This is a genomic window from Streptomyces sp. NPDC006551 (assembly GCF_040611675.1).
GTDB lineage: Bacteria > Actinomycetota > Actinomycetes > Streptomycetales > Streptomycetaceae > Streptomyces.
On the sequence record NZ_JBEXOT010000002.1, the window covers coordinates 263,694 to 289,468 of the forward strand.

Consider the following 25,775-nt stretch of genomic DNA (forward strand, 5'->3'; position numbering starts at 1 on the left):
GCTCAGCCCTTCCGCATGCCGCGCAGCTGGACGGTGTAGGCGATGACCGCGGTGATGACACCCATCACGATCGCCACGGTCGCCGCGTAGTTGTGCTGCCGGCCGGAGAAGGACAGCGAGTAGGTGTACAGGTTGGGGGTGAAGTCGCTGGTGATCGCGTTCGGGGCGAGCTTCTGCAGGATGCTCGGCTCGTTGAAGAGCTGGAAGCTGCCGATGATCGAGAAGATCGTCGCGATGACCAGGGCGCTGCGGATGGCCGGCAGCTTGACCGAGGTCACGATCCGCCATTCTCCGGCGCCGTCGATCGCGGCCGCTTCGTAGAGCGAGCGGGGCACGACCTTGAGTGCCGAGTAGAAGATCAGCATGTTGTAGCCGACGAACTCCCAGGTCACGATGTTGCCGATGGAGGCCAGTACGAGCGAGGGGGAGAGCGGGTCGGGCAGGGAGACGCCGAACGCGTCGTTGATGTTGCCGACCAGGCCGAACCGGGTGCCGTAGATGAACCCCCACATGAGGCTGGCGACGACGGCGGGCACGGCGTACGGCAGGAAGACCGCGATACGGAAGAAGCCCTTGCCGTACAGCCGGCCGCTGTCGATCGCGAGCGCGACCAGCAGGGCGATGCCCAGCATGACCGGCACCTGCACCGCGAGGAAGAGGCCGACCCTGGCCAGACCCTCCCAGAACTTCGGGTCGGTCAGCGCCTGGCCGTAGTTGTCCAGGCCCACGAAGGACGTCCCGCCGATGAGCCGGTCGCGGAAGAGGCTGAGGTAGAGCGCGTACCCGATCGGCGCCAGGAAGACGAGCCCGAAGACCGCGACGAACGGGCCGGCGAAGCCCCACCCGGCGAGCGCTTGCGTACCGGGGCGGAACCGCGCGCGTCGACGGGGTGGTGATACCGCCTTCGCGGACGTCGGCAGGAGCGTCATGGTGGGGTCCTTGTGTCGGTGACCGACCGGTCCGGGCGGGGAGGGAGAGGGCCCTCAGGGCCGGAAAGGGCCGGATCGGGGGCTGCCCCGATGAGAAATGTTTACGTAATCATCGGTAGCGTGATGGTGACACTCCCACTGGGGGGCGTCAAGCACGAAGCAGTGGTGAATGGAAGGGATTCCGGTGGCGGAGAAGGATGCGCCCGCACGTGCGGGGACGGGCGGCGGCGGGGGCCGGACGGCCGCGAAAGGGCGGCAGCGCCGCGTCTCGATGGCGGACGTCGCACGGGTCGCGGGCGTCTCGTCGCAGACGGTCTCCCGGGTCTCCAACGGAGACCCCGCGGTGATCGAGAAGACGCGGCAGAAGGTGCTCGACGCCATGAAGCAGCTCGGTTACCGGCCCAACAGCGCCGCCCGCGCCCTCAAGCGCGGCGAGTTCAGGACCATCGGCGTCATCACCATGAGCCTCTCCAGCACCGGCAACGTGCGGACCCTGGAGGCCATCGCGAGCTGCGCGTCCCGCGCGGGGTACGCGGTCACGCTGATCCCGCTCGACGCCCCGACCCAGGACAACGTCAAGGGCGCCTTCACTCGCCTCGACGAGCTCGCGGTGGACGCGGTCGTCCTCATCATGGAGGTGCATCTGCTCGACACGACGTCGCTGACCCTGCCGCCCCATGTGACCGTCGTCGTCGTGGACTCCGACGCCGGCGACCGGTTCCATGTGGTGGACACCGACCAGCACCAGGGCGCGCGGACGGCGGTACGGCACCTGCTGGAGCTCGGTCACCGCACGGTCTGGCACCTCGCCGGGCCCGAGGAGTCCTTCGCGGCGGGCCGTCGCGAGGCGGCGTGGGAGGCGGCGCTGCGTGAGGAGGGGCGCGAGGTGCCCCCGCTCCTTCGCGGTGACTGGACCTCGGAATCCGGATACGAGGCGGGTCTCCGGCTGGCGGAGGAGGACGGCTGCACAGCGGTGTTCGTGGCGAACGACCAGATGGCCCTCGGGGTCTTGCGGGCGCTGCACGAGCGCGGCAGACGGGTGCCGGAGGAGGTCAGCGTGGTCGGGTTCGACGACGTGGCGGAGGCGGGCTCGTTCATCCCGCCGCTGACCACGGTCCACCAGGACTTCGCCAGGGTGGGGGAGCTGTGTGTCGACGCCGTCCTGCGGGAGTTGGGCGGCGGGACGCTGGAGCGGGGCACGACGCTCGTACCGACCCGGCTCGTCGTCCGCGGAAGCACCGCCCCGAGCCCGACCTGACCGACCGGCCGCCCCGATGTGACCGACCGCCCCGATGTGACCGACCGGCCCGACCGGCCCGACCGGCGCGAAGGCGGGGAGGTCCGGGCCGGGGCCGCGGTCCGAGCGGGCGGTGGTCGTCGTGGTCGAGAGGTCAGGTTCCGCGGCGGCCCGGGGCCGGCGGTGCGGTACTGGCGCGCACCACGAGAGCCGGTTCCACCGCCATCCTGCGCGGACCCTCCGCCCTGCCGTCGATCTGGTCGAGCAGCAGCGCGACGCAGTGCCGGCCCACCAGGTCGAAGTCCTGGCGCACCGTCGTCAGGGGTGGGTGGAAGTAGGCCGCCTCCGCGGTGTCGTCGAAGCCGATCACGCTGACGTCCCCGGGCACGTCGCGCCCGGCTTCGTGCAGGGCGCGCATCAGCCCGAGCGCCATCTGGTCGTTGGCGGCGAAGACGGCGGTCACCTCCGGGCGCCCGGCCAGTTCCCGGCCGGCCCGGTACCCGGATTCCGCGGTCCACTCTCCGTACAGCGCAGGGGGGATCGGGGCCCCGGCCGCGGCGAGCGTGGTCTGCCAGGACTCCGCGCGCCGTCGGGCGGCGAAGGAGTCGCGAGGGCCGGCCACGTGCCAGACCGTGCGGTGGCCGAGGCCCAGGAGATGGGTGACCGCGCTGTGGGCGCCGAGGGCCTGGTCGAAGTCGACGTGGGGGTGGCGGTGTCCGGCGTCGCCGTCGGCCACGACGACCGGCATGGCGGCCGGCAGACGCAGGGACGGCGTGTCCAGTATCTGCGACTCGACCAGCACGATGCCGTCGACGGACTGGAGCATCAGATGCTGGAACGCCCGCTGCACGGCCGCCTCGGTCTGAGCCCGTACGCCCATGAAGTTCACGGAGAAGTCGGCCTCGCGCGCGGCGTCGGCGATGGCGCCGAGCGTCCTCGCGTTCCCATGGGCGCTCACGTCGAAGCTGATGATGCCCAACGCCCCGAACCTTCCGGTGACCAGGGCGCGCGCCGCCGTGTTGGGGCGGTAGCCGAGCGTCCGCATCGCCGCCAGGACCTTCTCGCGGGTCGTGGAGTCGACGTTCTCCCGGTTGTTGGACACGCGGGAGACCGTCTGCGAGGACACGCCGGCCAGGGCTGCGACGTCCGCCATGGAGGGCCACTGCCGCGCGGGCCGGGCGCGTGGCGTCCTGGTTCTCTTCTCGGTCGTCATCGGCCCGCCCCTCCGCCCGCCCCGAACTCCTGGAAGCCCTGGAAAGGGCGCTGCGCGGCCCATGGGACCGCAGCCGCATGTTGACGCAAACACCTCTCATGGTCAAACCGGTACCCGTTGCTGCCGGGAGCCTTGACACGCCCCGAGGGCGCTTCCAGACTCTCCCCACACCGTGAGTGTTTACGCAAACATGCTCCGATGGGTCTCGCCGGGTCGACATGACGGCCGGGCCGCGCCCCGCACGCACCGCCCCACACACCAGGGAGTCGCACGTGTCTGCCACCCGTACGCGATCAGTGCCCCGACGCCGACCTCGCGCCCGGCCGCGAACCGGGCCGCGGACCCGCCGCCCGGTCGCGGCCCTCGCCGCCGCCTGCGCCGTGGCCTCCCTCGCCGCGACCGGAGTCACCGGAGTCACCACGCCCCCGGCGACGGCGGCCGAGGCTGCGGGAACGCTGACGGTCCGCCTCGATCCCAGCTATCAGCAGCCGTCGTTCCAGGGGTGGGGGACCGCCCTCGCCTGGTTCGCCAACGTCACCGGCGGCTGGCCCGACGCCCAGCGGAACCGGCTGGCGGACGACCTGTACGGCGCGAACGGGCTCGGCTTCACCATCGCCCGGTACAACATCGGCGGCGGCGACAGCCCGGAGACCGCGCCCTACATGCGCGCGGGAGCGGCGGTGCCCGGCTACTGGAACCGTCCGGGACCCGAGTCCCCCGACTGGTGGGATCCCGCCAGGGCCGACCACTGGAACCCGAACGCCGACGCCAACCAGCGATGGTGGCTCACCGCGGCCAAGGCGCGCGGCGCCCAGACCTTCGAGGCGTTCTCCAATTCCGCCCCGTACTTCATGACCAACAGCGGGCTCGTCTCGGGCGCCACGGACCCCGCCAAGGACAACCTCCGCTCCGACCAGTACGAACGGTTCGCCGCCTACCTCTCCGGCGCCCTCCAGCGCGCGCAGGACTCCACCGGCGTACGGTTCGACTCGCTCTCCCCGGTCAACGAGCCGAACACCGGATACTGGCGTGCCGGCGGCCGCCAGGAGGGCTCGCACTGGGACCCGGCCTCGCAGGCCCGCATGATCTCCACCCTTCGCGCCACGCTCGACGCCAAGGGGGTCGCCACCCCGATCGCGGCGATGGACGAGACCAACTCCGGCCTGTTCCGTACCAACTGGGAGTCGTACGTCCCCGCCGTACGCGCCGCCGTCGGCCGGCTCAACACCCATACATACGGCACCAACGGCCGCACCGGCGTGCGGGACATCGCCAAGGGTGAGGCCACCCCGCTGTGGATGTCCGAGGTGGACGTCGGCGGCAGCGTCCCGCAGTCCTTCACCGACATGAGCCCCGCCCTCGATCTGGCCCGTCGCATCAACGACGACATCAAGGAGCTGGAGCCCCGGGCCTGGGTGCTGTGGCAGGCCGTCGAGGACTACGAGAACATGACCCCGGACCACGAGAACTCCAACTGGGGCCTGATCCAGACCGACTTCACCCCGGCCGACGCGGCGACCGAACCGATCCGCAAGAACAAGAAGTACTGGGCGATGGCCCAGTACAGCCGCTTCGTCCGCCCGGGCGCCCGCGTCGTCAACACCGACGACTCCCATACCCTGGCCGCCCTGCGTCCCGGTGGGCAGGGAGCCGTCGTCGTCCACACCAACGCCACCACCGCGAACCGGGAGATCACCCTCGACCTGAACGGGTTCCAGAGCGTGAGCGGCGCCCCCGTCCAGCGCTACACCACCGACGCCACCAGGAACCTCCAGCGCGAGGGCGACGTGACCACCGTGGGCAAGACCCTCAAGGTCACCGTGGGGCCCGGGTCCGTCACGACCTTCGTCCTGCCGGGCGTCTCCGGCGTGAACACGGCCGCCACCACGGCGCCCGTAGGCGCACCCCGCCAACTCGTCAACGACCACAGCGGCATGGCGCTCGCCGTCGCGACCGTCGACGGCGCGAGCGTGCCGGTGCAGCGCGTCTCCGACCCGGTCGACCCCGCCCAGCAGTGGACCTTCACCAAGCTGTCCTCGGCCGACTGGGGCAACACCGCCACCTACCGCGTCACCCACGTCAGGACCGGAAAGGCCCTTTCCGTCTCCGGGGGAGCCCTGACCCTGGCGACGCCCGGATCCTCGACCGGGCAGCAGTGGATGCGCTCCACCACCGGCAACGGCCGCACCACGCTGATCAACACCGCCACCGGCAGACTCCTCGACGTGACGGGTGCTTCGACGAGCGACGGCGCTCCCGTCGGCGTCTACCAGCCCACGACCGGCGGCAACCAGTCCTGGACCCTCCCCGTCGCCGCCGCCGACGCGGCGAAGCCCCTGGTCGCCCGCCACAGCGCCAAGTGCCTCGACCTCAGCGGCGGTTCCACGGCCGACGGCGCGTCCGTGTTCCAGTACACCTGCAACGGCGGTACGCATCAACAGTGGTCCCTGCGCTCCACCGCCACCGGCCACGTGAACGTCGTCGCCCGGCACAGCGGCAAGTGCCTGGACGTCAGCGGAGCCTCCACGGCCGACGGCGCGGCGGTCTTCCAGTACGGCTGCAACGGCGGCGGCAACCAGGAGTGGACGGTGCGTGACACCGACGGCGGCCATTTCACCCTGACGGCCCGTCATAGCGGCAAGTGCCTCGACGTCAGCGGCGGTTCCACGGCCGACGGCGCGTCCGTGTTCCAGTACGCCTGCAACGGCGGAACGAACCAGCAGTTCAGTCGGGGATGACCCCTGGCGGCCTGGCGCCGAACCTCCCCGGTCGGTGCCAGGCCGTTGCCGTGCCCGTGGTACCCGTGTGGCCGTGCGTCCCGCCGCCGTGTTCCCGTGGGTCGTCGCCGCCGTTCCCGGTCCTACTCCTCGGTGGGGCCGAGGTCGTGCGTCTCCCTGAAGTCGACCGTGCGCGGGCGGTGGGCTGCGTGGAGCTCCAGCAGGACGACTTCGTTGGTGCCCCGGCGCAGCACGGGTCCCGGAACGTAGAGGGACCGCTGGGGCCCTCGGGACCAGTACCGGCCGAGCGGGAAGCCGTTGATCCACGCGTTGCCCTTGGTCCATCCGTCGAGGTGGAGGAAGGTGTCCGCGAGGGGCCGGGAGGCCGTGTCGCCGAGTTCGAAGGTGCCGCGGTGGAACGCCGGACCGACCGGGGTGGCGGTGGTCGGGGCGAAGTCCAGGGCGTCGAGGGAGGTCAGCGGCAGCGGCCGGTTGGTCCAGCCGGCGAGTTCCGTACCGTCCAGCGTCACCGTGCCGGGCAGTCCCTTGCGGTCATGGATGCCGGGCCCGTAGTTGACGCGTCCCTGGTTCTCCACGAGCAGGCCGAGGACGGAACCGGCGCGAGGCACGGTGAAGGCGATCGCGTGCTCGTGGTTCTCCCGTTCCAGGACTCCGACGGGCCGCCCGTCGAGGAAGACCTGGGCGCGGTCGCGCACCTGCTCCAGTTCGAGCAGGACGGGCCCGGCGGCCGGCAGGGCCGTCTCGTACAGGACGAATCCGAAGTCCTGCCCGAGCTCCTCCATCGTCAGCGGATGGCGGGAGGCCACGCTGTCGCCGAGCGCCGGAGCGCACGCCAGCAGGCCGGCGCTCTCGGTCAACTCCACCGCGCCCAGCGCGAGTTTCCTCGCGCGCGCGGGGACCGGCTCCGCCGGGACCGAGGCGTACTTCGCGATCACCTCGCGGAAGGCGGTGAACTTCTCGGTCGGGTCCCCGGCTTCGTCGAGAGGCGCGTCGTAGTCGTAGGAGGTGACGGTGGGCCGGTAGGTGTGCTTGTCGTTGGCGCCGTTGGTGAAACCGAAGTTCGTGCCGCCGTGGAACATGTAGAAGTTCACCGACGCGCCGGTGGCGAGGAGTTCGTCGAGCTCGCGCGCCGCCGGGTCCGGGTCGCGGACCACGTGGTGGCCGCCCCAGCGGTCGAACCAGCCGATCCAGAACTCCGAGGACAGCAGCGGCCCGGCCGGCCGGTGGGCACGCAGGGCGGCGAGGTTCTCGGCGGAGCGGCTCCCGAAGTTGGCCGTCGCGAGAACCCCCGGCAGGCCGCCCCGCTCCAGGTCGGCGGGCTGGTCGCAGGTGAACAGGGGGACGTCCACACCGATGCGGCGGAGCGAGGCGGCGAGATGCTCCAGGTAGGCGGTGTCGTCGCCGTACGCCCCGTACTCGTTCTCCACCTGCACGGCGAGTACCGGTCCGCCGCGCGTGGCGAGGTAGGGCACGAGCGGGGTGAGGAGCCGCTCGAAGTAGTCGTCGACCGCGGTGAGGAAGCGGGGATCGCGGGTGCGCAACCGGATGCCGGGCTCGGCCAGCAGCCAGGACGGCAGACCCCCGCCCTCCCATTCGGCGCAGATGTAGGGGCCGGGGCGGAGCAGGACGTGGAGCCCCTCGGCGGAGGCGAGGTCGAGGAAGGCGGGCAGGTCGAGCGCGCCGTCCATGTGGAACCGGTCCGGTCGCGGCTGGTGCAGATTCCAGGGGACGTACGTCTCGACGGTGTTGAGGCCCATGAGGCGGGCTTTGCGCAGGCGGTCGGCCCATTGGGCGGGGTGGACCCGGAAGTAGTGCAGGCCGCCGGACAGGAGCCGGAAGGGTTCGCCGTCGAGTCGGAATCCGTCGTCGTCGATCTGAAGAACGGGCATGTGCTGCTGCTCCTGTGCTGGAGGGGAGGCGCGACGGTTGACGCGTCGGCGCGGGCAGCCCTGCTGCCATCCCTTCCATGTTTACGTAAACATGCAGGGGATGGCAAGCCCTCGGCAGCGGCTCCCACGGGCACCCCGCGCCGGGCGACCGCCCTGCCCGTCACCCGCCCGTACGGGAGGACGGTCGTACGATGCTCCTGACCGACCATGACCGGATCGGGCCCGGAGGACAGCGTGGACCTACTCCCCGTCGTGGACGTCGACCGGCTGCTCGCCGTAGTCGCCGACTGCCACTCCGCGCGTACGCTGCCGGAACTCGGCGGCCTGCTCACCGAATCGCTGGCCGGACGCCTGGATCTCCGGCACGCCGCCGTACTCAGCGGGGACACCCGCCCCCGTCTCTTCCGCGACGCCACGGCGCAGGCCTCCGGGCTCGCGGTGCCGACCATGGACGCGTACCGGGAACGCTTCCACCGGCTCGACCCCATCGCCCTCGCCGCCTCGCGGGTGACGGGCCGTGAGTCCGCGCGGCCCCTGACCCTGCTCGACGTGGAGCATCTGATCGAGGGGGAACGGCGTTCCTACGTCGACGACTTCCTGAGGCCGGCCGGCATCGGCGCGGTCATGGCCAAGTCGTGGTCGTCGCCCGACGCGGGCCTGCTCTTCGGCGTGGCGCTCTTCGACGAGGCGGAGAGGGCCTTCGGCGCCCGGGAGCTCACCCTGCTCGGGTCGCTCGGCCCGGCGGTCCTGCGGATCGCGGCCGGGCTGCTCGACGCGCGGCCGCCCTGGGCGTCGCTGCTCACGCCGCGCGAGACGGAGGCTGTCGCGCTGCTCAGCGAGGGCCTGACCGACGAACAGATCGCCCACCGCATGGTCGTGGACGTGGGGACGGCGAAGAAGCACCTCGCCGCGGCGCGCCGCAAATCCGGCTGCCCCAACCGCGTCGCCCTCGCGCGGGCCTGGGCGGGCTGACCGGACCCCGGCGACGGCGGACGCCTCGCCCTGCCTCGTCAGCACCCGTCGCCCCGATCCCCGCCGGCTCGGCCACGAGCCGCGGCCGCCCCCCCTCGGGCGCCGCTCCACCGTGCCGGTCCGGCCCCCCGCTCCGGACCGGCACAAGAGGAAGGCTGGCTTCCTCTCGTGCGGCCCTCAGGATCGCCCATAACGCGGACACCTGCCATGGGCCGAAAGGAGAAGATCCCCGCACCGGGCGGCGGTCGGGGTCACAGATGGGTAGCCCGGTGCGTCGGGCGGCCGTCGAGGACCGTGAGCAGGACCGGCAGGTCCGGCAGGTCCGTGGCCGGGGTGGTGAGGGGGCTGTCCGCGAAGACCGTGAGGTCGGCCCGGTGGCCGACGGCGAGCCGGCCCGCCTCGTGCTCCTCGCCCGCCGCGTGGGCGGCGTTCACCGTCATGCCCCGGAGTGCCTCCAGGGCGGTGAGCGCCTGCTCGGGGCCGTGCGGCGGAAGGGTCAGATCGCGGCTCGGCCTGCGGTGCCGGGCCCCCGCCATGACACCCAGCGGCGGGTAGGGGGCGATGGGCCAGTCCGAGCCGAGGACGACGGTGGCGCCGGAGTCCCACAGGTCGCGGCAGCGCCACGCGCGGGAAGCCCGCTCTTCGCCGAGGCGGCGCGACCAGTTGTCGCTGTGGTCCGCGCGGGTGAAGTCGCAGCAGTGGGTGGGTTGCATGGAGGCGACGACGTCGAGTGCGGCGAAGCGGCGCAGGGTGTCGTCGGGCACCGTCTCGATGTGCTCGACCCGGTGCCTGACCGGGCGGCCGGTGCCCCCTCCGACCCCGGTGGCCAAAGCCTTCTCGACGGAGTCGAGAACATGGCGGACGGCGGCGTCACCGATGGCGTGGGTGGCGGTGGGCACGGCGGCCCGGTGGAGTTCACCGACGATGTGGGTGTACTCCGCGGGGTCCGGCCAGAAGGCGTGGGTGGACTCGCCGTGGCGGTCGGGGCGTTCGAGCCAGGCGGTGCCGTTGTCGATGGTGCCGTCCATGAAGAGCTTCACGCCCTCGGTGCGCCACAGCGCGCCGCCGGCGCCCTGCTGCTCGACGAGCGCGCGCAGCCCGTCGGCGTCGGTGCCGGGCTGGCACCAGGGAGCCACCCGTAGCCGCAACGGCAGTTCTCCGGCCGCGTCGAGTTCGGCGTAGAGCGCGAGACTGTCCCCGTTGGCGTCCATGGCGTGCCCGCCGGTGAGTCCCGCGGCGGCCATGCCGCGCAGGGCGGCCGCCAGCCGGTCGCGGCGCTCCTCACGGGTCGGCTGCGGCGCGACGCGTTCCACCAGCTCGCACGCGGCGTCCTCCAGGAGCAGCCCGGTGGGCCTGCCCTCGGCATCGCAGACCACCGCGGCCGAGGCCTGGTCGAAGACGCGCGGCCCGTCGACGCCGGCCAGCTCGAGGGCGCGTCGGCTGGCGAGCATGGAGTGGGCGTCGAACAGCAGCAGGAGGGCCGGCACGCCGTCGAGCACGGCTTCGAAGGGGGCGAACTCGACCGGCCGGTCCCCGAAGACGTTCGGGTCGAGGCCCCAGCCGTGCAGCCACGCACCGGGCGGGAGGGTCCGCGCCTCCCGGGCCAGCGCCTCGCGCACCGCGTCCAGGTCGGCGCAGCCCGACAGGTCGAGGCCGTGGGTGAGTTCGGCGCCCGACACAGGATGGACGTGCCCGTCGACCAGGCCGGGGGTGACGACGGCCCCCTTGAGGTCGATCACCGTCGTCGAGGAGCCGGCGAGGGCCCGTATCCCGCCGTCGTCGCCCAGGGCGGAGATCCGGCCGCCGGACACGGCCAGGGCGGTCTCCGGCAGGAACGTGCCGGAGACCGGGTCGAGCAGGCGGGCGGAGAGCAGGACGAGACGGGGGTGCACAGCGGCTCCTTGAAGGCTTTTCCGGGCAGGTCAGTCGGTGGGGGCGGCGGAATCGGCGGGCGCGTCGGCCCGGGTGGGGACCGGTGCGAGCGTCCCGTCGCGCAGGCCCAGTTCGCGCTCCGCGGTGGTGACGGCCATACGCGTCACCGCGGCCGGCCGGCCGGTGGTGTCCGTGTTGGCGTGGGCGCCGAGGCCGTCGACGACGACCAGGATCTGAATGGTGGTCACGTACGGGTCGTCCGTACGGAACTCCCCGCGCTCGACGCCCTCGCGGATCAGGCTCTCGAGGCGCCCGCGCCACGCCGCCTCCTGCGCCCCGACCCGGTCGCGCAGGACGGGCCGGTAGCGGCTCAGGTGCCGGGCGTTGATCCAGAGCCGGCTGATGTCGTCGTACGCCTCTCCCGTCGCGTGTGCGAAGAAGCGCGCGAGGTGGTCCGTCGGGGACCCCTCCGGGCGGTCCGGCGGGATGAGGCGGTCCAGTTCGGCGGTCGCGGCGCTGCCGAACGCCTCGGCCACCAGGTCCTCCACCGCGGGGAAGTAGTGGCTGATCAACCCGGGGCGGACATCGAGCTGTTCGGCGATCCGCCGCAGGGTGATGGACTCCAGCCCCTCGGTCAGGGCGACGGTGGCGGCCGCGTCGACGATCTCCGCACGTCGGTCGGCCGGTGACTTCCGAATTCGCTTGCGCTGAACGCTTGACGACATACCCGGGATGCTATTGAGTGTGCGACCAATAAGCAAGCAGGTGGTACGACGAGCACCCGGAGGGCCGCATGGCTTCCACGATTCCCGACCCGCGCCAGGGCCCCCGTGACGCTTCCGACGCTCCCGACGCGCGTGACGTGCCCCAAGCCTCCGAAGCCCCCGACGATCTCGGTGTTTCCGGATCGCCGTCGACCTCGGAGCGGGCGGTTCTCGTCGAGCGGCACGGCATTGACCACATTCCCGACCGGGAACGCCACGGCCGTCCCCGGGACCTGTTCGCCGTCTGGGCGGCGGCCAACGTCAACTACCTGAGCCTGGTGATCGGCGGTGCCCTGGTCCTCATGGGCCTGAGCCTGTGGCAGGCCGTCGGGGTGATCGTGGCCGGAAACCTCTTCTGGGTGCTGACGGGACTGCTCGCCGTCTCCGGCCCGGCCTCGGGGACGCCCAGTGAAGTGATCACACGGGCGCTGTACGGCGTCCGCGGCAACCGGGTGAACAACGCCGTCGTCGGCTGGGCGATCTCCGTCTGCTACTTCGCCCTCAACCTCGCCGCCGCCGCGGTCGCCGCCTTCTCCCTCGTCGAGAGGGCCGGGGTCCCGGCCGGCGACGGCGTCAAGGTCGCCGTCGTGGTGGCCATCGCCGCGCTCACCCTGACCATCAGCGTCTTCGGGCACGCCGTGATCGTGAAGCTCTACCTCCCGATCACGCTGGCCCTGACCGCCGCCTTCGCCGTCGTCGCCGTCGGCGTCCTCGGGCACGCCGACTTCGGGTACACGCCCGCCGAGCCGCTGACCGGCATCGATCTCTGGGCGACCCTGGTCGCCGGGGTCACCCTGATCGCCGCCGGGCCGCTCTCGTACACCACCAGCGCCGACTTCTCCCGCTATCTGCCCCGTACGGCAGCGCCGAGGGCGGTCCTCGGGTGGACCGCCCTCGGCGGCTTCCTGCCCAGCGTCGTCGTCTGCTCCCTGGGCGCGTTCGCCGCGACCGCGGTCGACATGAGCGATCCGCAGACCGCGCTGGAGGAGATCCTGCCCAGCTGGTTCACGCCCCTGTTCCCGCTCTCCCTGGTGGTGGGCACGATCTCCCTCAACGCCCTGACCGCCTACAGCGCCGGCCTGGCCCTCCAGGCCGTCGGCATCCGCATCCGCCGCACCCTCAGCGTCCTGGTCGACGGCGTCGTGGCCGTCTCCCTCACCCTCTACGCCCTGCTCGTCTCCGACTTCCTGGACACCGTCAGCAGCGTCCTCCAGCTGACGGTCGTCCTGCTCGGCCCCAGCATGGCCGTCTACGCCACCGACATCCTGCTGCGCCGCAACCGCTACGACGGGCCCGCGCTCACGGACGAGACGCCCGGCAGCCGCTTCTGGTACAGCGCCGGTGTCCACTGGGCCGGTGCCGTCGCCGTCGTGGCGGGCGCGACCGCCGCCGCCCTCTGTGTGGACACCCTCTACACCGGCCCGGTCGCGAGTGCCCTGGGCGGGGTCGACCTGTCCCTGCCGGCGGGCATCGCCGTCGCGTCCGCCACGTACGCGATCCTCGCGCGCTTCCCCGCTCAGGACAGCGTGCTGACGACCTCTCGGACCTGAGCCGCCACGGAGTCGGGCAGCGGCGCGTGGTGGATCGAGGGAAGCAGCCGCTGCCCGTCCTCGCCGGCGGTGTAGGAGAGGAAGGACTTCAACGCGGGAAGCGTCTCCGGATCGTTGCCGGTGTCGCAGACGATCTCGTACGTCACCAGCACGATCGGGTACGCGCCTTCGGCCGAGGTCCTGTAGTCCAGGTTCAGGGCCAGGTCCCCGCCCTCACCGGCGACTTCGGCCTCGGCGATGCCCGCCGAGGCGCTCTCGGTGCTCGGTGCGACGGGTTCGGACGCGCCCGTGGCGATGCGTACGGTGTCGATCCCCCGCTTGACGGCGAAGGACAGCTCGAAGTAGCCGATCGCGCCCTCGGTCTGGGCCACCGTGCCGGCGACGCCGTCCGAACCGGTCCCCGACTGACCGCCCCTGGCCTGCCACTTCTTGCCCGCCGGGTACGGCCAGGACTTCCGGGCCGCGGCCTTGAGATACGCGGTGAGGTTCTGGGTGGTGCCGGAGTCGTCGGCGCGGTGGACCGGGACCACGGGCAGATCCGGCAACGCCGTCCCCGGGTTGAGGCGTTGGATCGACGGATGGTTCCAGCGGGTGATCCGGGCGTCGAAGAGGCGGGCGAGGGTCGGGGCGTCGAGCACCAGGCCGCTCACCCCCGGCACATTGTGGCCGATGGCGATCGGGCCGCCGGTCATGGGCAGGTCGATCGCCCGCCCGCCGTCGCAGACGCCCTTGCTCTCCTCCACGTCCTGGCGGCTCAGCGCCTCGTCCGTGCCGCCGAACGCGGTGGCGCCGCGCTGGAACTGGGCGACGCCCGCTCCCGATCCGAGCGGGTTGTAGGCGACCTCCACCCCCGCGCACGCCCGCTGGTACTGCTGGATCCACCGCTTCATCGCGTTCTGCTGCGCCGAGGACCCGGAGCCGCGCACCTTGCCGGACGCGGCGCACTCGATGTCCGGTACGGCTTCCGCGGCCGAGGGCCTGCCGTCGCCGTCGGAGCCGCCCGCGCCACAGGCCGCGACCAGCAGTGTTCCGGCCACGGCGGTCGCCACCCTCCTCCAGCGGTTGGCCCGTCCCCTGCCTCGGAGCTGCACCGTGTCCCCCTGGGGTGTACGCGCGTGATCCCGTGCGGACCGACGCGGATGAACGGCCGCGGCGCACACCGGCGGCCCGGTGCAAGGATGATCACCGAGAGCGCGGAGCACGAGATGGAGCCGAGGTGAACGCGAGTCGTCCTCCGGACGACCTTCAGGCGGCGGACTGCGCGGCCAGGTGCATCGGTCGAGCGTTCGAGACTGTTCCTCGGTGGCCCCGGCGGCGCATACTGGCCTCACGATGACAAACCGATCCGCGCCCCGGCGCCACCTGCCCACCAGCCCCTTTGCGGCCCCTTCCGACCCCGTGATCAAGGATTTCTCCGTCGGCGACCGCGTGTCCCATGATCGTCACGGTCTGGGGACGGTTATCGGCCAGGAGACGACGGGTGCTCTGCTCGTCGACTTCGGTGCCAGCCGGCTCCGCATCCTGAGCCCCTACAAGGGCATGCACAAGCTCTGAGCGTGTCCTTGAGCCCCGCCCCCCGGTGCGCAGTGCCAGGGGGCGGGGCTTTCGCGTGCGGCGGACGCCCCCTTGGGCCGCGCCTACGATGGGCGCATGTCCGAACCCGAGGGATCCCCGACCGCCACCGGTGCGCACCAGCGCACCCCCGGCGCCCCGGAGCTCGCCGCCGCGGCCGGGGTGTTCGCGCTGCTCGCGGACCCGACCCGGCTGCATCTGGTGTGGCTGCTGACCCGGGGGGAGTCGGATGTCACCGCCCTCGCCGCGGCGTGCGGCGCGGCGCGCCCAGCCGTCAGTCAGCATCTGGCCAAGCTGAGGCTCGGCGGCCTCGTCCAGCACCGCAAGGACGGGCGGCGGGTGGTCTACACGCTGCCGGACGGACACATGCGGCGGCTGGTGGTCGAGGCGATCAGTCACGCGGACCATCAGGTGACCGGGGAGCCCTGGCACGACTGACGCCCTCCCGCGTCGACCCAGGTATCTACATGTGCGCAAGCGTGCACATGTCGGCTACGGTGGTGAGCATCCCGTAGCCGAGCGAGGGGCGGGCCCATGCCGACCGTGTTGCGCCACCGTACGTACCGGCGTCTCCTCACCGCCCAGGTCGTCGCCCTGGCCGGCACCGGCCTCGCGACGGTCGCGCTCAGCCTGCTCGCCCATGACCTCGCGGGCGCCGACGCCTCCGCGGTACTCGGCACCGCCCTGGCCCTCAAGATGACCGCGTACGTCGGCATCGCACCCGTGATCGGCGCGCTCGCCGACCGCGTACCCCGGCGGGCGCTCCTCGTCTCGACGGACCTGATCCGCGCGGCGGCCGCCCTCACCCTGCCGTTCGTCACCCAGGTGTGGCAGATCTACGCCCTGATCCTGCTGCTCCAGGCCGCGTCCGCCGCCTTCACCCCCACCTTCCAGGCCACCCTTCCCGACGTCCTGCCCGACGAGCGCGACTACACCCGCGCCCTGTCGCTCTCACGGCTCGCCCACGACCTGGAGAACGTCCTCAGTCCGGCCCTGGCCGCCGCCCTGCTGACCTGGTTCGCCTACGACTGGCTCTTCGCGGGAACGGCCCTCGGCTTCCTCGCCTCGGGCGCCCTCGTCCTCTCCGTCCTGCTCCCGAGACCGGGACCCGTCGAGCGCACCGGCGGCCTGTACGCCAGAGCCTCCTTCGGCACCCGGCTCTTCCTCGCCACCCCGCGGCTGCGCGCTCTCCTCGCACTCGACCTGGTCGTCGCCGCCGGCGGGGCGATGGTCCTCGTCAACACCGTCGTCCTGGTACGCGACACCCTCGGACGCTCCGCCGCCGACGTCTCCCTCGCCCTGGGCGCGTACGGCGCGGGCTCCATGATCGTGGCGCTGCTGGTACCCCGCGCCCTGGACCGGATCGCCGAGCGGAGCCTCATGCTGCCCGCCGCCTTCGTCCAGACGGCCGTCCTCGCCCTCCTCCCGCTCGGCCTGCGCCGGAGCGACGCCGCCTGGTCCTGGCCCGCCCTGCCGGCCGCCTGGCTGATCCTCGGGGCCGCTGCCTCGGCCGTCCTCACCCCCGGCGGACGTCTGCTGCGCCGCTCGGCGCGCGCGGCCGACCTTCCCGCCCTGTTCGCCGCCCGGTTCTCCCTCACGCACGCCTGCTGGCTGCTCACCTATCCGCTCGCCGGGTGGACGGCCGCGCGTGCCGGCCTGCCGGCCTCGGCCGCCGTGCTCACCGCGGTCGCCCTCGCCGGGGCCGTCGCCGCCGTACGACTCTGGCCGCACACGGACCGGGGCGAGCGGGAGCACGTCCTTGCCGAACCGGCGCCGGACCACCCGCACCCGGCGGGTGGCGGCCGGCGCCGGGCTCATGACGTCCGGTTCGACTCCCCGCACCCGCCCGGGGTCACCGCGCGGCCGCCGAGCGGGCGAAACGCAGAGTGAGGAGCTCGAAGGGGCGCAGCCGCAGCTCCACGGCGCCGTCCACGACCCGCGCGCCCTCCCCGGCCGGGTCGGCGAGCGGGCGCTCCAGGAGGTCGCAGACCTCCACGCCGTCGAATCCGGGGAGCGCGGTGGTGAGCCGGGCCCGCGCGCGCCCGCCCCGGGACTCGTAGAGACGGACGACCAGATCCCCGCTGCGGTCGTCGGCGAGCTTCACGGCGCTGACCACCACGGCGTCGTCGTCCAGGGCGACGAGCGGGACGACATCGGCGTCACCGGGCACCCGCCGCTCGGGCAGGTTGACGCGGTAGCCCTCGCGGACGGCGTCGCCGATGGCCGCGCCGGGGACCAGCGCGTGACGGAAACGGTGCACACCCTGGTCCGTGTGCGGGTCGGGGAAGCGCGGGGCGCGCAGCAGGGAGATCCGTACGGTCGTCGTGGTGCCCCGGTCCTCGGGCCGCACGGTCCGGGTGACGTCGTGGCCGTAGGTGGAGGCGGTGACGAGCGCGACTCCCCAGCCCGGCTCCTCCAGATGGACGAAACGGTGGTTGCAGGCCTCGAACTTGGCCGCCTCCCAGCTGGTGTTGGTGTGGGTGGGGCGGTGCAGATGGCCGAACTGGGTCTCGGCGGCGTAGCGGTCGGTGTGGAGGTCGAGCGGGAACGCGGCCTTGAGGAACTTCTCCGTCTCGTGCCAGTCCACCTCGGTGTCCAGGTCGAGCCGCTTGGCCCCGGCGGTGAGCGTGAGCGTCTGCACCGCCCGCGAGGCGCCGAAGGAACGGGTCACGCGGACCGACACCGACCCCGGGGTGTCGGCGACGACCGTCACCTCGTCGGCCTCGGTCAGATCCGTGACCGTGTTGCGATAGAACTGGTCGACGTCCCAGGCATCCCACATGTTCGGGAAGTCCGGGTGGATCTGCAGCAGGTTCGCGGCCGCGCCGGGCGGGATCGTCTCCCGCCCGTCGGCGAGGTCGACCACCGACACCACCAGACCCCGCGCGTCCACGCCGACCCGCAGCAGCCCGTTGGAGAGCACGTGCCCGCCGTCCGGCGCCGACTCCACGGTGCAGTCGCCGGGCGCCTCGACGGCCCTGCGGGCCCCACCTGCCGGAACCCCGGAGCGCTCGTGCGGGGCCGCGTTGAAGACCACCTCGCCACCCGCCCCGCCGTCGCCGGCGAGCGCCCGCTGGGCGCGCTCCACGATGCCGGTCAGCTCCTCGGCGACCGCCGCGTACGTCCGCTCCGCCTCACGGTGCACCCAGGCGATCGAGGAGCCCGGCAGGATGTCGTGGAACTGGTGCAGCAGCACCGTCTTCCAGATCCGGTCCAACTCCTCGTACGGGTAGGGGAAGCCGGCCCGCAGGGCGGCGGTGGCGGCCCACAGTTCGGCCTCCCGTAGCAGGTTCTCGCTCGCCCGGTTGCCCTGCTTGGTCCTCGCCTGGCTGGTCAGCGTCGCCCGGTGCAGCTCCAGATACAACTCGCCCACCCACACCGGGGCGTCGGGGTACTCCGCCTCCGCCTTGGCGAAGAACTCGGCCGGCCGCTCCCAGCGCACCCGCGCCGAGCCCTCCAGATCCCTCAGCCGCGCGGCCTTCGCGATCATCTCCCGTGTCGTGCCGCCGCCCCCGTCCCCCCAGCCGGTCGGGGCGATCGAGTGCCGGGCCCGCCCCTTGTCCTTGAAGTTGCGGGCGGCGTGCGCGATCTCCTTGCCCCGCATCGAGCAGTTGTACGTGTCGATCGGCGGGAAGTGCGTGAAGATCCGCGTCCCGTCGATGCCCTCCCACCAGAAGGTGTGGTGCGGGAAGGTGTTGACCTGACTCCACGAGATCTTCTGCGTGAGCAGCCACTTGGAGCCCGCCGCCTTGATGATCTGCGGCAGGCCGCCGGCGAAGCCGAAGGTGTCGGGCAGCCACGCCTCCTCGTTCTCGACCCCGAACTCCTCCAGGAAGAACCGCTTGCCGTGCACGAACTGACGGGCCATCGCCTCCGAGCCGGGCATGTTCGTGTCCGACTCGACCCACATCCCGCCGGCCGGGACGAACCGGCCGTCCGCGACCGCCTTCTTCACCCGCGCGTACACCTCGGGCCGGTGCTCCTTGATCCACGCGTACTGCTGGGCCTGCGACATCGTGTAGACGAAGTCCGGCTCGTCCTCCAGGAGCGCCGTCATGTTGGCGGTGGTCCGCGCCACCTTCCGTACCGTCTCGCGCAGCGGCCACAGCCAGGCCGAGTCGATGTGGGCATGGCCCACCGCGCTGATCCGGTGCGCCGACGGCTCGGCGGGCGAGGCGAGGACGTCCGCGAGCCGCTCCCTGGCGGCGGCGGCCGTGCCGTTCACGTCCTGGAGGTCGATCGCGTCCAGGGCCCGCTCGACGGCCCGCAGGATGTCCCAGCGGCGGGCCCCCTCCACCGGAAGCTCCGCCATCAGCTCGCCGAGGACCTCCAGATCCATCACGAGCTGCCACACCGTCTCGTCGAAGACCGCCAGATCCATCCGCGCCAGGCGGTACTGCGGGGTGTCGCCGGCCGTCTCCTTGTCACCCAACTCGGTCGGCAGGAAGGGGTGGTAGTCCAGGATCACCGGGTTGGACGCCGCCTCCACATGCAGCAGCACCTCCTCGCCACCGGCCGCCGGTGCGGCGATCCGTACCCACTGGTTGCGGGGGTTGAGCCCCTTCACCGGAGAGCCGTCGGGGCGGTAGACGAGCCCCTCGCACTGGAAGCCGGGCATGTTCGCGTCGAAGCCGAGGTCGATCAGGGCCTCGACGGTCCGGCCCGCCCAGGCCGCCGGCACCGTGCCCGACACGGTGAGCCAGCTCGTACCCCAGGGCGCGCCCCAGACGTCGCCCACGGCGATCGGCGTCCGCGGGGCGGCGAGCCCCTCGGCCACCGGCACCGGTTCGTCGGGCGCGGTCCAGATCCCGACCTGGAGCGGCACCGACTCCGGATGGATCGCCGGCCGGACGCGCTCGTCGAGGACGCGCTTGAGGCGGGACTCGATCAGGCTGCGGTCGTCGTGCATGGCAGTCGCTCCCTCACGTGGAAAGGTGGTCAGGCCCGGACGACGTCGTCGACCGTGACCGTCTCGGTGATGCCGCGTCCGATGAGATGGTCGTGGTCCGCGGCGTGCGAGGCCAGCACGACCGTCGGCCTGGCACCGTCGGCGGCCAGGCGCATGAACGCCTCGAAGAACACCCCGCCCGGCGCGCAGGCCGAACGTTCGGGGGCCTCGTCGGGGAGGTCGAGGACCAGCGCCGTCGTACGCGGCCGGGGCCGGTGGTCGCGTGTCCGCAGCTCGGCCACCATCCGCGCGAGCGCCCGCCCGGCCGGCTTCACCTCACGTCCGGTGGTCAACAGGCCCAGGCTGTACTCGAGTTCGGGGAAGTCGGCGAGCGATCGGTCCACATCGTGGGAACACCACCAGGTGACGCCCCACAGATCCGGACAGTCGAGCGCGGCGGCGACCGTCGTACGGGTGAAGTCCGCGGCCCGCTCGGCGGCGATGTGCGGGGCGGGTGCGCCCACCTCCTGCAGCCAGACCGGCCGGTCCGGGTCCTCGGCCCAGGCCTTGGACAGCTCGATCATGTACGCGGCGTGCTGACCGGTCGCGAAGGAGTCGGGGCCGTAGCGCTGCGCGGTGCCGTTGAAGACCCACGAGTGCACGGCGGTCGCGGCGCCGAGCCGGGCGGCGTGGGCCGGTGTGAAGGGATGGCCGTCGAGATACCAGGCGGCGTCGTAGGCGGCGTGCAGATGCGTGCGGCCCGGGGCGCCCTCCTCGCACGCCGCCAGCATCCGGCGCAGCCAGCTCTCCGCCTGGCCGGGGGTGATCCGGTCCGGATCGGGATGCGGGTCGCCGGAGAACTGGTTGATCTCGTTGCCCAGCGTCATGCCCAGGAAGCCCGGCCGGTCCGCGAGCGCCGAGGCGAGAGCGCGCAGATAGGCGGCCTGTCCGTCGAGCACCTCGGGGTCGGTGAAGATGTTCCGCCGATGCCAGGTGACGGTCCAGGAGGGCTGGAAGTCGAAGCTGGAGAGGTGACCCTGGAGTCCGTCGACGGCGACGTCGAGGCCGCGCTCGGCCGCCGCGTCGACCAGCCGCACCAGCTGCTCGACCGCGCGCGGGCGGATCAGGGTCCGGTTCGGCTGGAAGACGGGCCAGAGCGGGAACGCCCGGATGTGGTCCATGCCGAGAGCGGCGATCGAGTCCAGGTCGGCCCGGACGGCGTCGAGGTCGAAGTCGAGCCAGTGGTGGAACCAGCCTTCGCTGGGCGTGTAGTTGACGCCGAAGCGCGGGACGGCGGCCCGGTGGCCGGGTCCGGCGGGGTTGCCCTGAGGGGTGGTCATGGGTGCGTCGGATCCTTCCTGAGTGGGGTCATCCCTTGACCGCGCCCTCCTCGACGCCCTTGAAGAAGAACCGCTGGAGCGCGGCGAAGACGGCGACGATCGGCAGGAAGGCGATCATGGTGCCGGCGGCGATCAGCCGGGGGTTGGCGGAGAACGTGCCGTTGAGGTACTGCAGTCCCACTGTGAGGGTGTAACGGCCGGGGTCGTTGAGGACGATCAGAGGCCAGAGGAAGTCGTCCCAGGCGCCGATGAACGTGAAGATCACGACGACGCTGAGCATGCCCCGTACGTTCGGCAGCCCCACATGGATCAGCCGCTGCCAGACGGTGGCGCCGTCGACCAGGGCGGCCGCGTCGAGATCGGGCGGGATCGCCTGGAACGCGGTGTACATCAGAAGCACGTTGAGCATCGCGATGGCACCGGGCAGGGCGACGCCGAGCAGTGTGTCGGTCAGACCGAGGCTGCGGATGGTCACGTACTGCGAGACGATCGTGACCTCGCCGGGCAGGACGAGCGTGGCCAGGAAGAGGCCGAGGACCAGCCGCACGCCCCGGAAACGCAGCCGGGACAGCGCGAAACCGGCGAGGGTGGCGCCCACCACGTTGCCGACCACCGCGACGGCCGCCACCACCAGGGAGTTCGCCGCGTAGGTCCACACCGGGATGGTGTCGGCCACCTTGCCGTAGTTGGCGAAGGTCGGGTCCTGGGGGAGGAAGTCGGGCGTACGGGAGAAGACGTCCTCGCCGGGGCCCTTGAGGGAGGTCGACAGCTGCCACAGGAACGGCCCGACGGTGAGCAGCAGGACCAGCGCGAGCAGGGCGTAGCGCACCGCCTTCTCGGCCGGCGAGGGGGTGTTGAAGCTCCGGGCCACGGTCAGACCCCCTTCCGGTTCAGCCGCGCGAGGAGCAGCATCGGGCCGACGGTGATCGCGAAGAGCAGCAGACTGAGGGCGGAGGCGTAGCCGATGTGACCGGTGAAGCCTCGGCTGTACATCTGGATGAGCATGACCACCGACATGTCGCGGCCGCCCGGGCCGCCGGTGCCGTCGGACAGGACGTACAGCTCGGAGAAGACCCGCAGGGCGGACACCGAGATCAGTACGGAGACCAGCATCATGGCGGGGCGTACGCCGGGCAGGGTGACGTGCCAGAAGCGGCGGACGGCCGACGCACCGTCGACGGCGGCCGCCTCGTGCAGCTCGCGGCCGACGTTCCCGAGCGCGGACAGATAGATGACCATGTAGTAGCCCAGGCCCTTCCACACGGTGAGGCCGATCGCGCTGAACAGCAGCAGCCAGCGGTCGGTGAGGAAGGAGACCGGCCGGTCCGCCAGGCCGAGCTGTCCGAGCAGACCGTTGAGCAGGCCGCGCTCGTCGAGGACCCAGCCCCAGATCAGCGCGACCACGACGGCGGAGGCGACGACCGGGGTGTAGAACGCGGTACGGAAGAAGGTGATGCCGGGCAGCTTCTTCGCCACGAGCAGGGCGAGGAGGAGGGGCAGCAGGGTGAGCAGCGGCAGACAGACGAGCAGATAGACGATGCTGTTGATCAGCGCGTCGATCAACTGCTCGTCGTTCAGGGCACGTTCGTAGTTGTCGAGCCCGGTGAAGTGTCCGCCGCCGAGCGGCTTGGCGTTGGTGAACGACAGGATCACCGTGTTGACCGCGGGCCACAGGTTGAAGACGGCGAGCCAGACCACGGCCGGCCCGGCGAGCAGCCACGGGGTGAACCAGCGCCGGTGCGTCATGGGTGCGGGCCTTCCTGGCAGGGAGCGGCCGTGCGGACGGCGGGCCCGTCCGCACGGGGGCCGGTTCTCAGTCCTTCAGCATCTGGTTGCAGCGGGCGACCGCCGTGTCCAGCGCCTCCTTGGAGCCGGCCTGGCCGTTCAGGGCGAGCGCGATCTGCTGGTTGACGACCGTCTTGATCGCGTCGTTGGCCTGCACGGGCTCCAGCATCCGGGCGCCGGCGAGCGAGGTGAAGGCGGTGACCTTGGCGTCACCCGCGTTGGTTCCGTCGCTCCTGCTGAAGAAGGCGTCGCCGGACGAGGCCTTCGTCGAGGGGAAGATGCTGGTGAGGTGGGCGAAGGCGGCCTGGTTCTCGGCGTTGGTCACCCAACGGGCGAGCGCCAGGGCGGTGGCCCGGTTCTTCGTGGTCTTCGCGACCGACAGGCCCTGGACGTACAGCGGGGGGGTGCCCATGGCGGGGGAGGAGACCACCTTCGGGGCGAGGCTCGGGTTGTCGGTCGCCAGGGACGTGATGTAGTTGGCGCCGGCGGTGGTCCAGGCGGCGGTCCCGGAGTTGAACAGCTTGGTGTTCCCGGCGTAGGTCTCGGTCAGCACGTCCTGGGGGAGCAGCCCCTCCTTGAACGCCGCGCGGTACTTGTCGAGCAGCGCGGCGGCCTCGGGGGTGTTGAAGGTGAAGCTCTTGCCGTCGTCGGACATGAGCTTCACCCCGGCGTTGGCGAAGTCCATCAGTCCGGGCTTGCGGCTCATCAGGTACACCGAGCCGTCGGACTTCCGCTTGACGGTCCTGGCCGCGTTGATCAGCTGGTCCAGGTCGGCCGGGGGCTTCTTCGGGTCCAGGCCGTAGCGGGTGAACAGCTCGGAGTTCCAGTAGTTGACGTCGGTGTTGAGGTACCAGGGGTAGCCGTAGACGCCGGTGTGCCCGGCGAAGCGGTAGGCGTCGATGCCGCCTTCGACGTAGTCGGCCGCCAGCTTCGGGTCCGCCGCGGCCACGTCGAGCAGCATGCTCCGCTTCGCCAGCGGCAGGGCGAAGTCCGGCGGCAGATTGACCACGTCGGGGAGGCTCCCGCCGGCCGCCTGGCTGAGCACCTTCTCGGAGTAGCCCTCGCCGGGCTGGTCGAGCCACTCGACCTGGACACCGGGGTGCTTCTTCTCGAAGGCGTCGATCACGCCCTCCATGTACGCGGTGAACTTCGGCTTCAGGGCCCACGTCTGGAGTGAGACCTTGCCCTTCACCTCGCCGCCGCCGGCCGCGTCCCCGCCGTCGGTGCCGCTCGGGTCGCCGAGGCCGCAGCCCGCCAGCGTCGCCGCCGCGACCGCGGCCACGGCCATCCGTATCCAGTGGCTTCTACGCATCTGAAAGGTCTCCCGGTCTGTTCTGACGGAGGGAAGCAGCGCTACTAAACCGGTCTAGCGATGGGGGACTATGCTCCGGCTAGACTCCGCTGTCAAGGGAGTGCGAAGGACGCGCGTGGACGGAAGGGGCGCTGCGTGGGCAGACCGACGATCGCCGACATCGCCCGGCGGGCCGGCGTGTCCAAGGGCGCGGTGTCGTTCGCGCTGAACGGACGGCCGGGGGTCAGCGAGGCGACCAGGGAGCGGATCCTGCGCGTCGCCGAGGAGATGAACTGGCGCCCGCACAGCGCCGCACGCGCGCTGGGCGGGGCGCGGGCCGGAGCGGTCGGGCTGGTCATCGCCAGACCGGCCCGGACCATCGGTCTGGAACCGTTCTTCAGCCAGCTGTTGAGCGGTCTGCAGGCCGGACTCTCGACGCGCGGTACGGCGCTGCAGCTCCTGGTCGTCGAGGACACGGCCGCCGAGATCGACGTGTACCGCCGCTGGACCTCCGAACACCGGGTCGACGGCTTCGTCCTGGTCGATCTCCAGGTGCGCGACCCCCGGATCCCCGTCCTCGAGGAGCTCGGCGTCCCCGCGATGGTGATCGGCGGGCCCGGCCGGCACGGCCGGCTGCCCAGCGTCTGGGCGGACGACCGCGAGGCGATGGTGTCGATCGTCGACTACCTCGCCGCGCTCGGCCACCGCCGGATCGCCCACCTCGCCGGACTCCCGGCCTTCCAGCACACCCAGCGCCGCATCCGCGCCGTCCGGGACAGCGCCCGCCGCCTCGGTCTCACCGAGGCCGTGTCACTGCCGACGGACTTCAGCGACGCCGAGGGCGCGGCCGCCACCCGGGCGCTGCTCGCCCGGCCCCAGCGGCCCACGGCGATCATCTACGACAGCGACGTGATGGCGGTCGCCGGACTCGGGGTGGCCACCGAGATGGGCGTGGCGGTGCCGGGCGAGCTGTCGATCGTGTCCTTCGACGACTCCGCGCTCGCCCGGATCGTCCATCCCTCGCTCACCGCGCTGTCCCGCGACACCTTCGCGCTGGGCGAGCAGGTCGCGCGGGCGCTCCTCGCGGTCGTCGACGACCCGGCGGACGTGGGCGACATCAAGAACCCCACGCCGCGGCTCACGGTCCGCGAGAGCACGGCGCCACCGGCCTCTTGACCCGGTCAACTAAAGCCGTTTAGCCTCCCGGGGCGAGACGGCCGGTTCCACGCGGAGATCGCGCACGCCTCGCCGGGTGCGGAACGGCCGACCGGACCGGCCCAGGCAGGACCGGGCGGCTCGGCCGGTCACGGCCGCGACCGACGGTCGGCCGGGCCGTCTCGGAGTCTCGGGCCGACCGGGCCTCGGCCGAGGCCCGACCGATCAGGGCCCCGGCCGGCCGAGCGCCGACACGGCACAGCCACGCACCACGTGCATCGCGTCATTCGCGTCATCCGCACCACCAGTACCTCCAGCACGCCCAGCACCCCCACCCTCCCGCTGGACCGGAGCATCGGATGAGACGACACCTTCCCCTCCTGCTGTGCGCGGCGCTGATCGCCGCCCTGCTCGGCCTCACCCCCTTGACCCCCTTCACGCCCCAGGCACGCGCCGCGGTGCAGGCCGCGGGCGACCAGCCCTACGCCTCGTACTGGCACCCGAACACCCTCCTGAACTGGGACCCGGCCACCGACCCCGACGCGCGGTTCAACCGCTCCCGCGTCCCCTTGCCGGCCGC

General features: G+C 72.1%; 19 protein-coding genes. 8 read left to right on the top strand and 11 right to left on the bottom strand.

Annotated elements, in window-relative coordinates; translation table 11 throughout:
* Positions 1-2: 2 nt before the first annotated feature.
* The gene (locus ABZY12_RS03750; protein WP_356886740.1) at positions 3-929 is read right to left on the bottom strand and encodes a sugar ABC transporter permease; all 927 of its coding nucleotides are present in this window, start codon (positions 927-929) and stop codon (positions 3-5) included.
* Positions 930-1,200: 271 nt separating this feature from the next.
* On the opposite strand from ABZY12_RS03750, the gene ABZY12_RS03755 reads away from it, so the two are divergent.
* Positions 1,201-2,187, top strand: coding sequence for a LacI family DNA-binding transcriptional regulator (locus tag ABZY12_RS03755; protein WP_356886982.1), 987 nt, complete (start codon positions 1,201-1,203; stop codon positions 2,185-2,187).
* A 133-nt stretch (positions 2,188-2,320) separates the two neighbouring features.
* Here ABZY12_RS03755 and ABZY12_RS03760 read toward each other — a convergent pair whose 3' ends face one another.
* Positions 2,321-3,319, bottom strand: coding sequence for a LacI family DNA-binding transcriptional regulator (locus tag ABZY12_RS03760; protein WP_356886984.1), 999 nt, complete (start codon positions 3,317-3,319; stop codon positions 2,321-2,323).
* 332 nt (positions 3,320-3,651) lie between these two features.
* On the opposite strand from ABZY12_RS03760, the gene ABZY12_RS03765 reads away from it, so the two are divergent.
* Positions 3,652-6,117, top strand: coding sequence for an RICIN domain-containing protein (locus ABZY12_RS03765; protein WP_356886742.1), 2,466 nt, complete (start codon positions 3,652-3,654; stop codon positions 6,115-6,117).
* A 122-nt stretch (positions 6,118-6,239) separates the two neighbouring features.
* Here the strand turns inward: ABZY12_RS03765 and ABZY12_RS03770 are convergent, their stop codons facing one another.
* Complete coding sequence (locus ABZY12_RS03770) at positions 6,240-8,006, bottom strand: beta-galactosidase family protein (protein WP_356886744.1); 1,767 nt, start codon at positions 8,004-8,006, stop codon at positions 6,240-6,242.
* 234 nt (positions 8,007-8,240) lie between these two features.
* Between ABZY12_RS03770 and ABZY12_RS03775 the strand changes: the two genes are divergently transcribed.
* A complete protein-coding gene (locus ABZY12_RS03775) occupies positions 8,241-8,978 on the top strand; it encodes a helix-turn-helix transcriptional regulator (protein ID WP_356886746.1) in 738 nt (245 codons plus the stop codon).
* 251 nt (positions 8,979-9,229) lie between these two features.
* On the opposite strand, the gene ABZY12_RS03780 is transcribed toward ABZY12_RS03775, so the two are convergent.
* On the bottom strand, positions 9,230-10,870 hold the full coding sequence (locus ABZY12_RS03780) for an amidohydrolase (protein WP_356886748.1): 1,641 nt from the start codon (positions 10,868-10,870) through the stop codon (positions 9,230-9,232).
* A 30-nt stretch (positions 10,871-10,900) separates the two neighbouring features.
* Positions 10,901-11,575 carry a TetR family transcriptional regulator C-terminal domain-containing protein gene (locus ABZY12_RS03785; protein ID WP_356886750.1) on the bottom strand — a complete coding sequence of 225 codons (675 nt, stop codon included), beginning with the start codon at positions 11,573-11,575 and terminating at the stop codon, positions 10,901-10,903.
* Positions 11,576-11,643: 68 nt separating this feature from the next.
* On the opposite strand from ABZY12_RS03785, the gene ABZY12_RS03790 reads away from it, so the two are divergent.
* Positions 11,644-13,164, top strand: coding sequence for a cytosine permease (locus tag ABZY12_RS03790; protein ID WP_356886752.1), 1,521 nt, complete (start codon positions 11,644-11,646; stop codon positions 13,162-13,164).
* On the opposite strand, the gene pstS is transcribed toward ABZY12_RS03790, so the two are convergent.
* Positions 13,131-14,201 (bottom strand): phosphate ABC transporter substrate-binding protein PstS, encoded by a 1,071-nt coding sequence (gene pstS / locus ABZY12_RS03795; RefSeq protein WP_356886754.1) that lies wholly within the window; start codon positions 14,199-14,201, stop codon positions 13,131-13,133. The two genes, ABZY12_RS03790 and pstS, sit on opposite strands and share 34 nt — an antisense overlap.
* Before the next feature lie 295 nt (positions 14,202-14,496).
* Here pstS and ABZY12_RS03800 point away from each other — a divergent pair, with 295 nt between their 5' ends.
* From ABZY12_RS03800 to ABZY12_RS03810, 3 genes are all read left to right on the top strand, one after another.
* The gene (locus tag ABZY12_RS03800; RefSeq protein WP_356886756.1) at positions 14,497-14,718 is read left to right on the top strand and encodes a hypothetical protein; all 222 of its coding nucleotides are present in this window, start codon (positions 14,497-14,499) and stop codon (positions 14,716-14,718) included.
* Positions 14,719-14,814: 96 nt separating this feature from the next.
* Complete coding sequence (locus tag ABZY12_RS03805; protein ID WP_356886758.1) at positions 14,815-15,174, top strand: metalloregulator ArsR/SmtB family transcription factor; 360 nt, start codon at positions 14,815-14,817, stop codon at positions 15,172-15,174.
* A gap of 96 nt (positions 15,175-15,270) precedes the next feature.
* Complete coding sequence (locus ABZY12_RS03810; protein ID WP_356886760.1) at positions 15,271-16,626, top strand: MFS transporter; 1,356 nt, start codon at positions 15,271-15,273, stop codon at positions 16,624-16,626.
* On the opposite strand, the gene ABZY12_RS03815 is transcribed toward ABZY12_RS03810, so the two are convergent.
* The 5 genes from ABZY12_RS03815 to ABZY12_RS03835 all read right to left on the bottom strand — a co-directional run bounded on the left by ABZY12_RS03815 (position 16,589) and on the right by ABZY12_RS03835 (position 24,061).
* Positions 16,589-19,645 carry a glycoside hydrolase family 38 C-terminal domain-containing protein gene (locus tag ABZY12_RS03815; protein WP_356886762.1) on the bottom strand — a complete coding sequence of 1,019 codons (3,057 nt, stop codon included), beginning with the start codon at positions 19,643-19,645 and terminating at the stop codon, positions 16,589-16,591. The genes ABZY12_RS03810 and ABZY12_RS03815 overlap by 38 nt on opposite strands.
* A 29-nt stretch (positions 19,646-19,674) precedes the next feature.
* Complete coding sequence (locus ABZY12_RS03820) at positions 19,675-20,964, bottom strand: glycosyl hydrolase (RefSeq protein WP_356886764.1); 1,290 nt, start codon at positions 20,962-20,964, stop codon at positions 19,675-19,677.
* 28 nt (positions 20,965-20,992) lie between these two features.
* On the bottom strand, positions 20,993-21,835 hold the full coding sequence (locus ABZY12_RS03825) for a carbohydrate ABC transporter permease (protein ID WP_356886766.1): 843 nt from the start codon (positions 21,833-21,835) through the stop codon (positions 20,993-20,995).
* A gap of 2 nt (positions 21,836-21,837) precedes the next feature.
* Positions 21,838-22,710, bottom strand: a complete 873-nt coding sequence (locus tag ABZY12_RS03830) for a sugar ABC transporter permease (RefSeq protein ID WP_356886768.1) — start codon at positions 22,708-22,710, stop codon at positions 21,838-21,840.
* Positions 22,711-22,777: 67 nt separating this feature from the next.
* A complete protein-coding gene (locus tag ABZY12_RS03835) occupies positions 22,778-24,061 on the bottom strand; it encodes a sugar ABC transporter substrate-binding protein (protein ID WP_356886770.1) in 1,284 nt (427 codons plus the stop codon).
* 135 nt (positions 24,062-24,196) lie between these two features.
* Here ABZY12_RS03835 and ABZY12_RS03840 point away from each other — a divergent pair, with 135 nt between their 5' ends.
* Complete coding sequence (locus ABZY12_RS03840) at positions 24,197-25,216, top strand: LacI family DNA-binding transcriptional regulator (RefSeq protein ID WP_356886772.1); 1,020 nt, start codon at positions 24,197-24,199, stop codon at positions 25,214-25,216.
* The last annotated feature ends 559 nt before the right edge of the window (positions 25,217-25,775 follow it).

Excerpts from the sequence above, each read along its gene's own strand:
- ABZY12_RS03750 (WP_356886740.1), bottom strand. The coding sequence starts at position 929 with ATGACGCTCCTGCCGACGTCCGCGAAGGCGGTATCACCACCCCGTCGA.
- ABZY12_RS03755 (WP_356886982.1), top strand. The coding sequence starts at position 1,201 with ATGGCGGACGTCGCACGGGTCGCGGGCGTCTCGTCGCAGACGGTCTCC.
- ABZY12_RS03760 (WP_356886984.1), bottom strand. The coding sequence starts at position 3,319 with ATGGCGGACGTCGCAGCCCTGGCCGGCGTGTCCTCGCAGACGGTCTCC.
- ABZY12_RS03770 (WP_356886744.1), bottom strand. The coding sequence starts at position 8,006 with ATGCCCGTTCTTCAGATCGACGACGACGGATTCCGACTCGACGGCGAA.
- ABZY12_RS03785 (WP_356886750.1), bottom strand. The coding sequence starts at position 11,575 with ATGTCGTCAAGCGTTCAGCGCAAGCGAATTCGGAAGTCACCGGCCGAC.
- ABZY12_RS03790 (WP_356886752.1), top strand. The coding sequence starts at position 11,644 with ATGGCTTCCACGATTCCCGACCCGCGCCAGGGCCCCCGTGACGCTTCC.
- ABZY12_RS03800 (WP_356886756.1), top strand. The coding sequence starts at position 14,497 with ATGACAAACCGATCCGCGCCCCGGCGCCACCTGCCCACCAGCCCCTTT.
- ABZY12_RS03805 (WP_356886758.1), top strand. The coding sequence starts at position 14,815 with ATGTCCGAACCCGAGGGATCCCCGACCGCCACCGGTGCGCACCAGCGC.
- ABZY12_RS03810 (WP_356886760.1), top strand. The coding sequence starts at position 15,271 with ATGCCGACCGTGTTGCGCCACCGTACGTACCGGCGTCTCCTCACCGCC.
- ABZY12_RS03815 (WP_356886762.1), bottom strand. The coding sequence starts at position 19,645 with ATGCACGACGACCGCAGCCTGATCGAGTCCCGCCTCAAGCGCGTCCTC.
- ABZY12_RS03820 (WP_356886764.1), bottom strand. The coding sequence starts at position 20,964 with ATGACCACCCCTCAGGGCAACCCCGCCGGACCCGGCCACCGGGCCGCC.
- ABZY12_RS03830 (WP_356886768.1), bottom strand. The coding sequence starts at position 22,710 with ATGACGCACCGGCGCTGGTTCACCCCGTGGCTGCTCGCCGGGCCGGCC.
- ABZY12_RS03835 (WP_356886770.1), bottom strand. The coding sequence starts at position 24,061 with ATGCGTAGAAGCCACTGGATACGGATGGCCGTGGCCGCGGTCGCGGCG.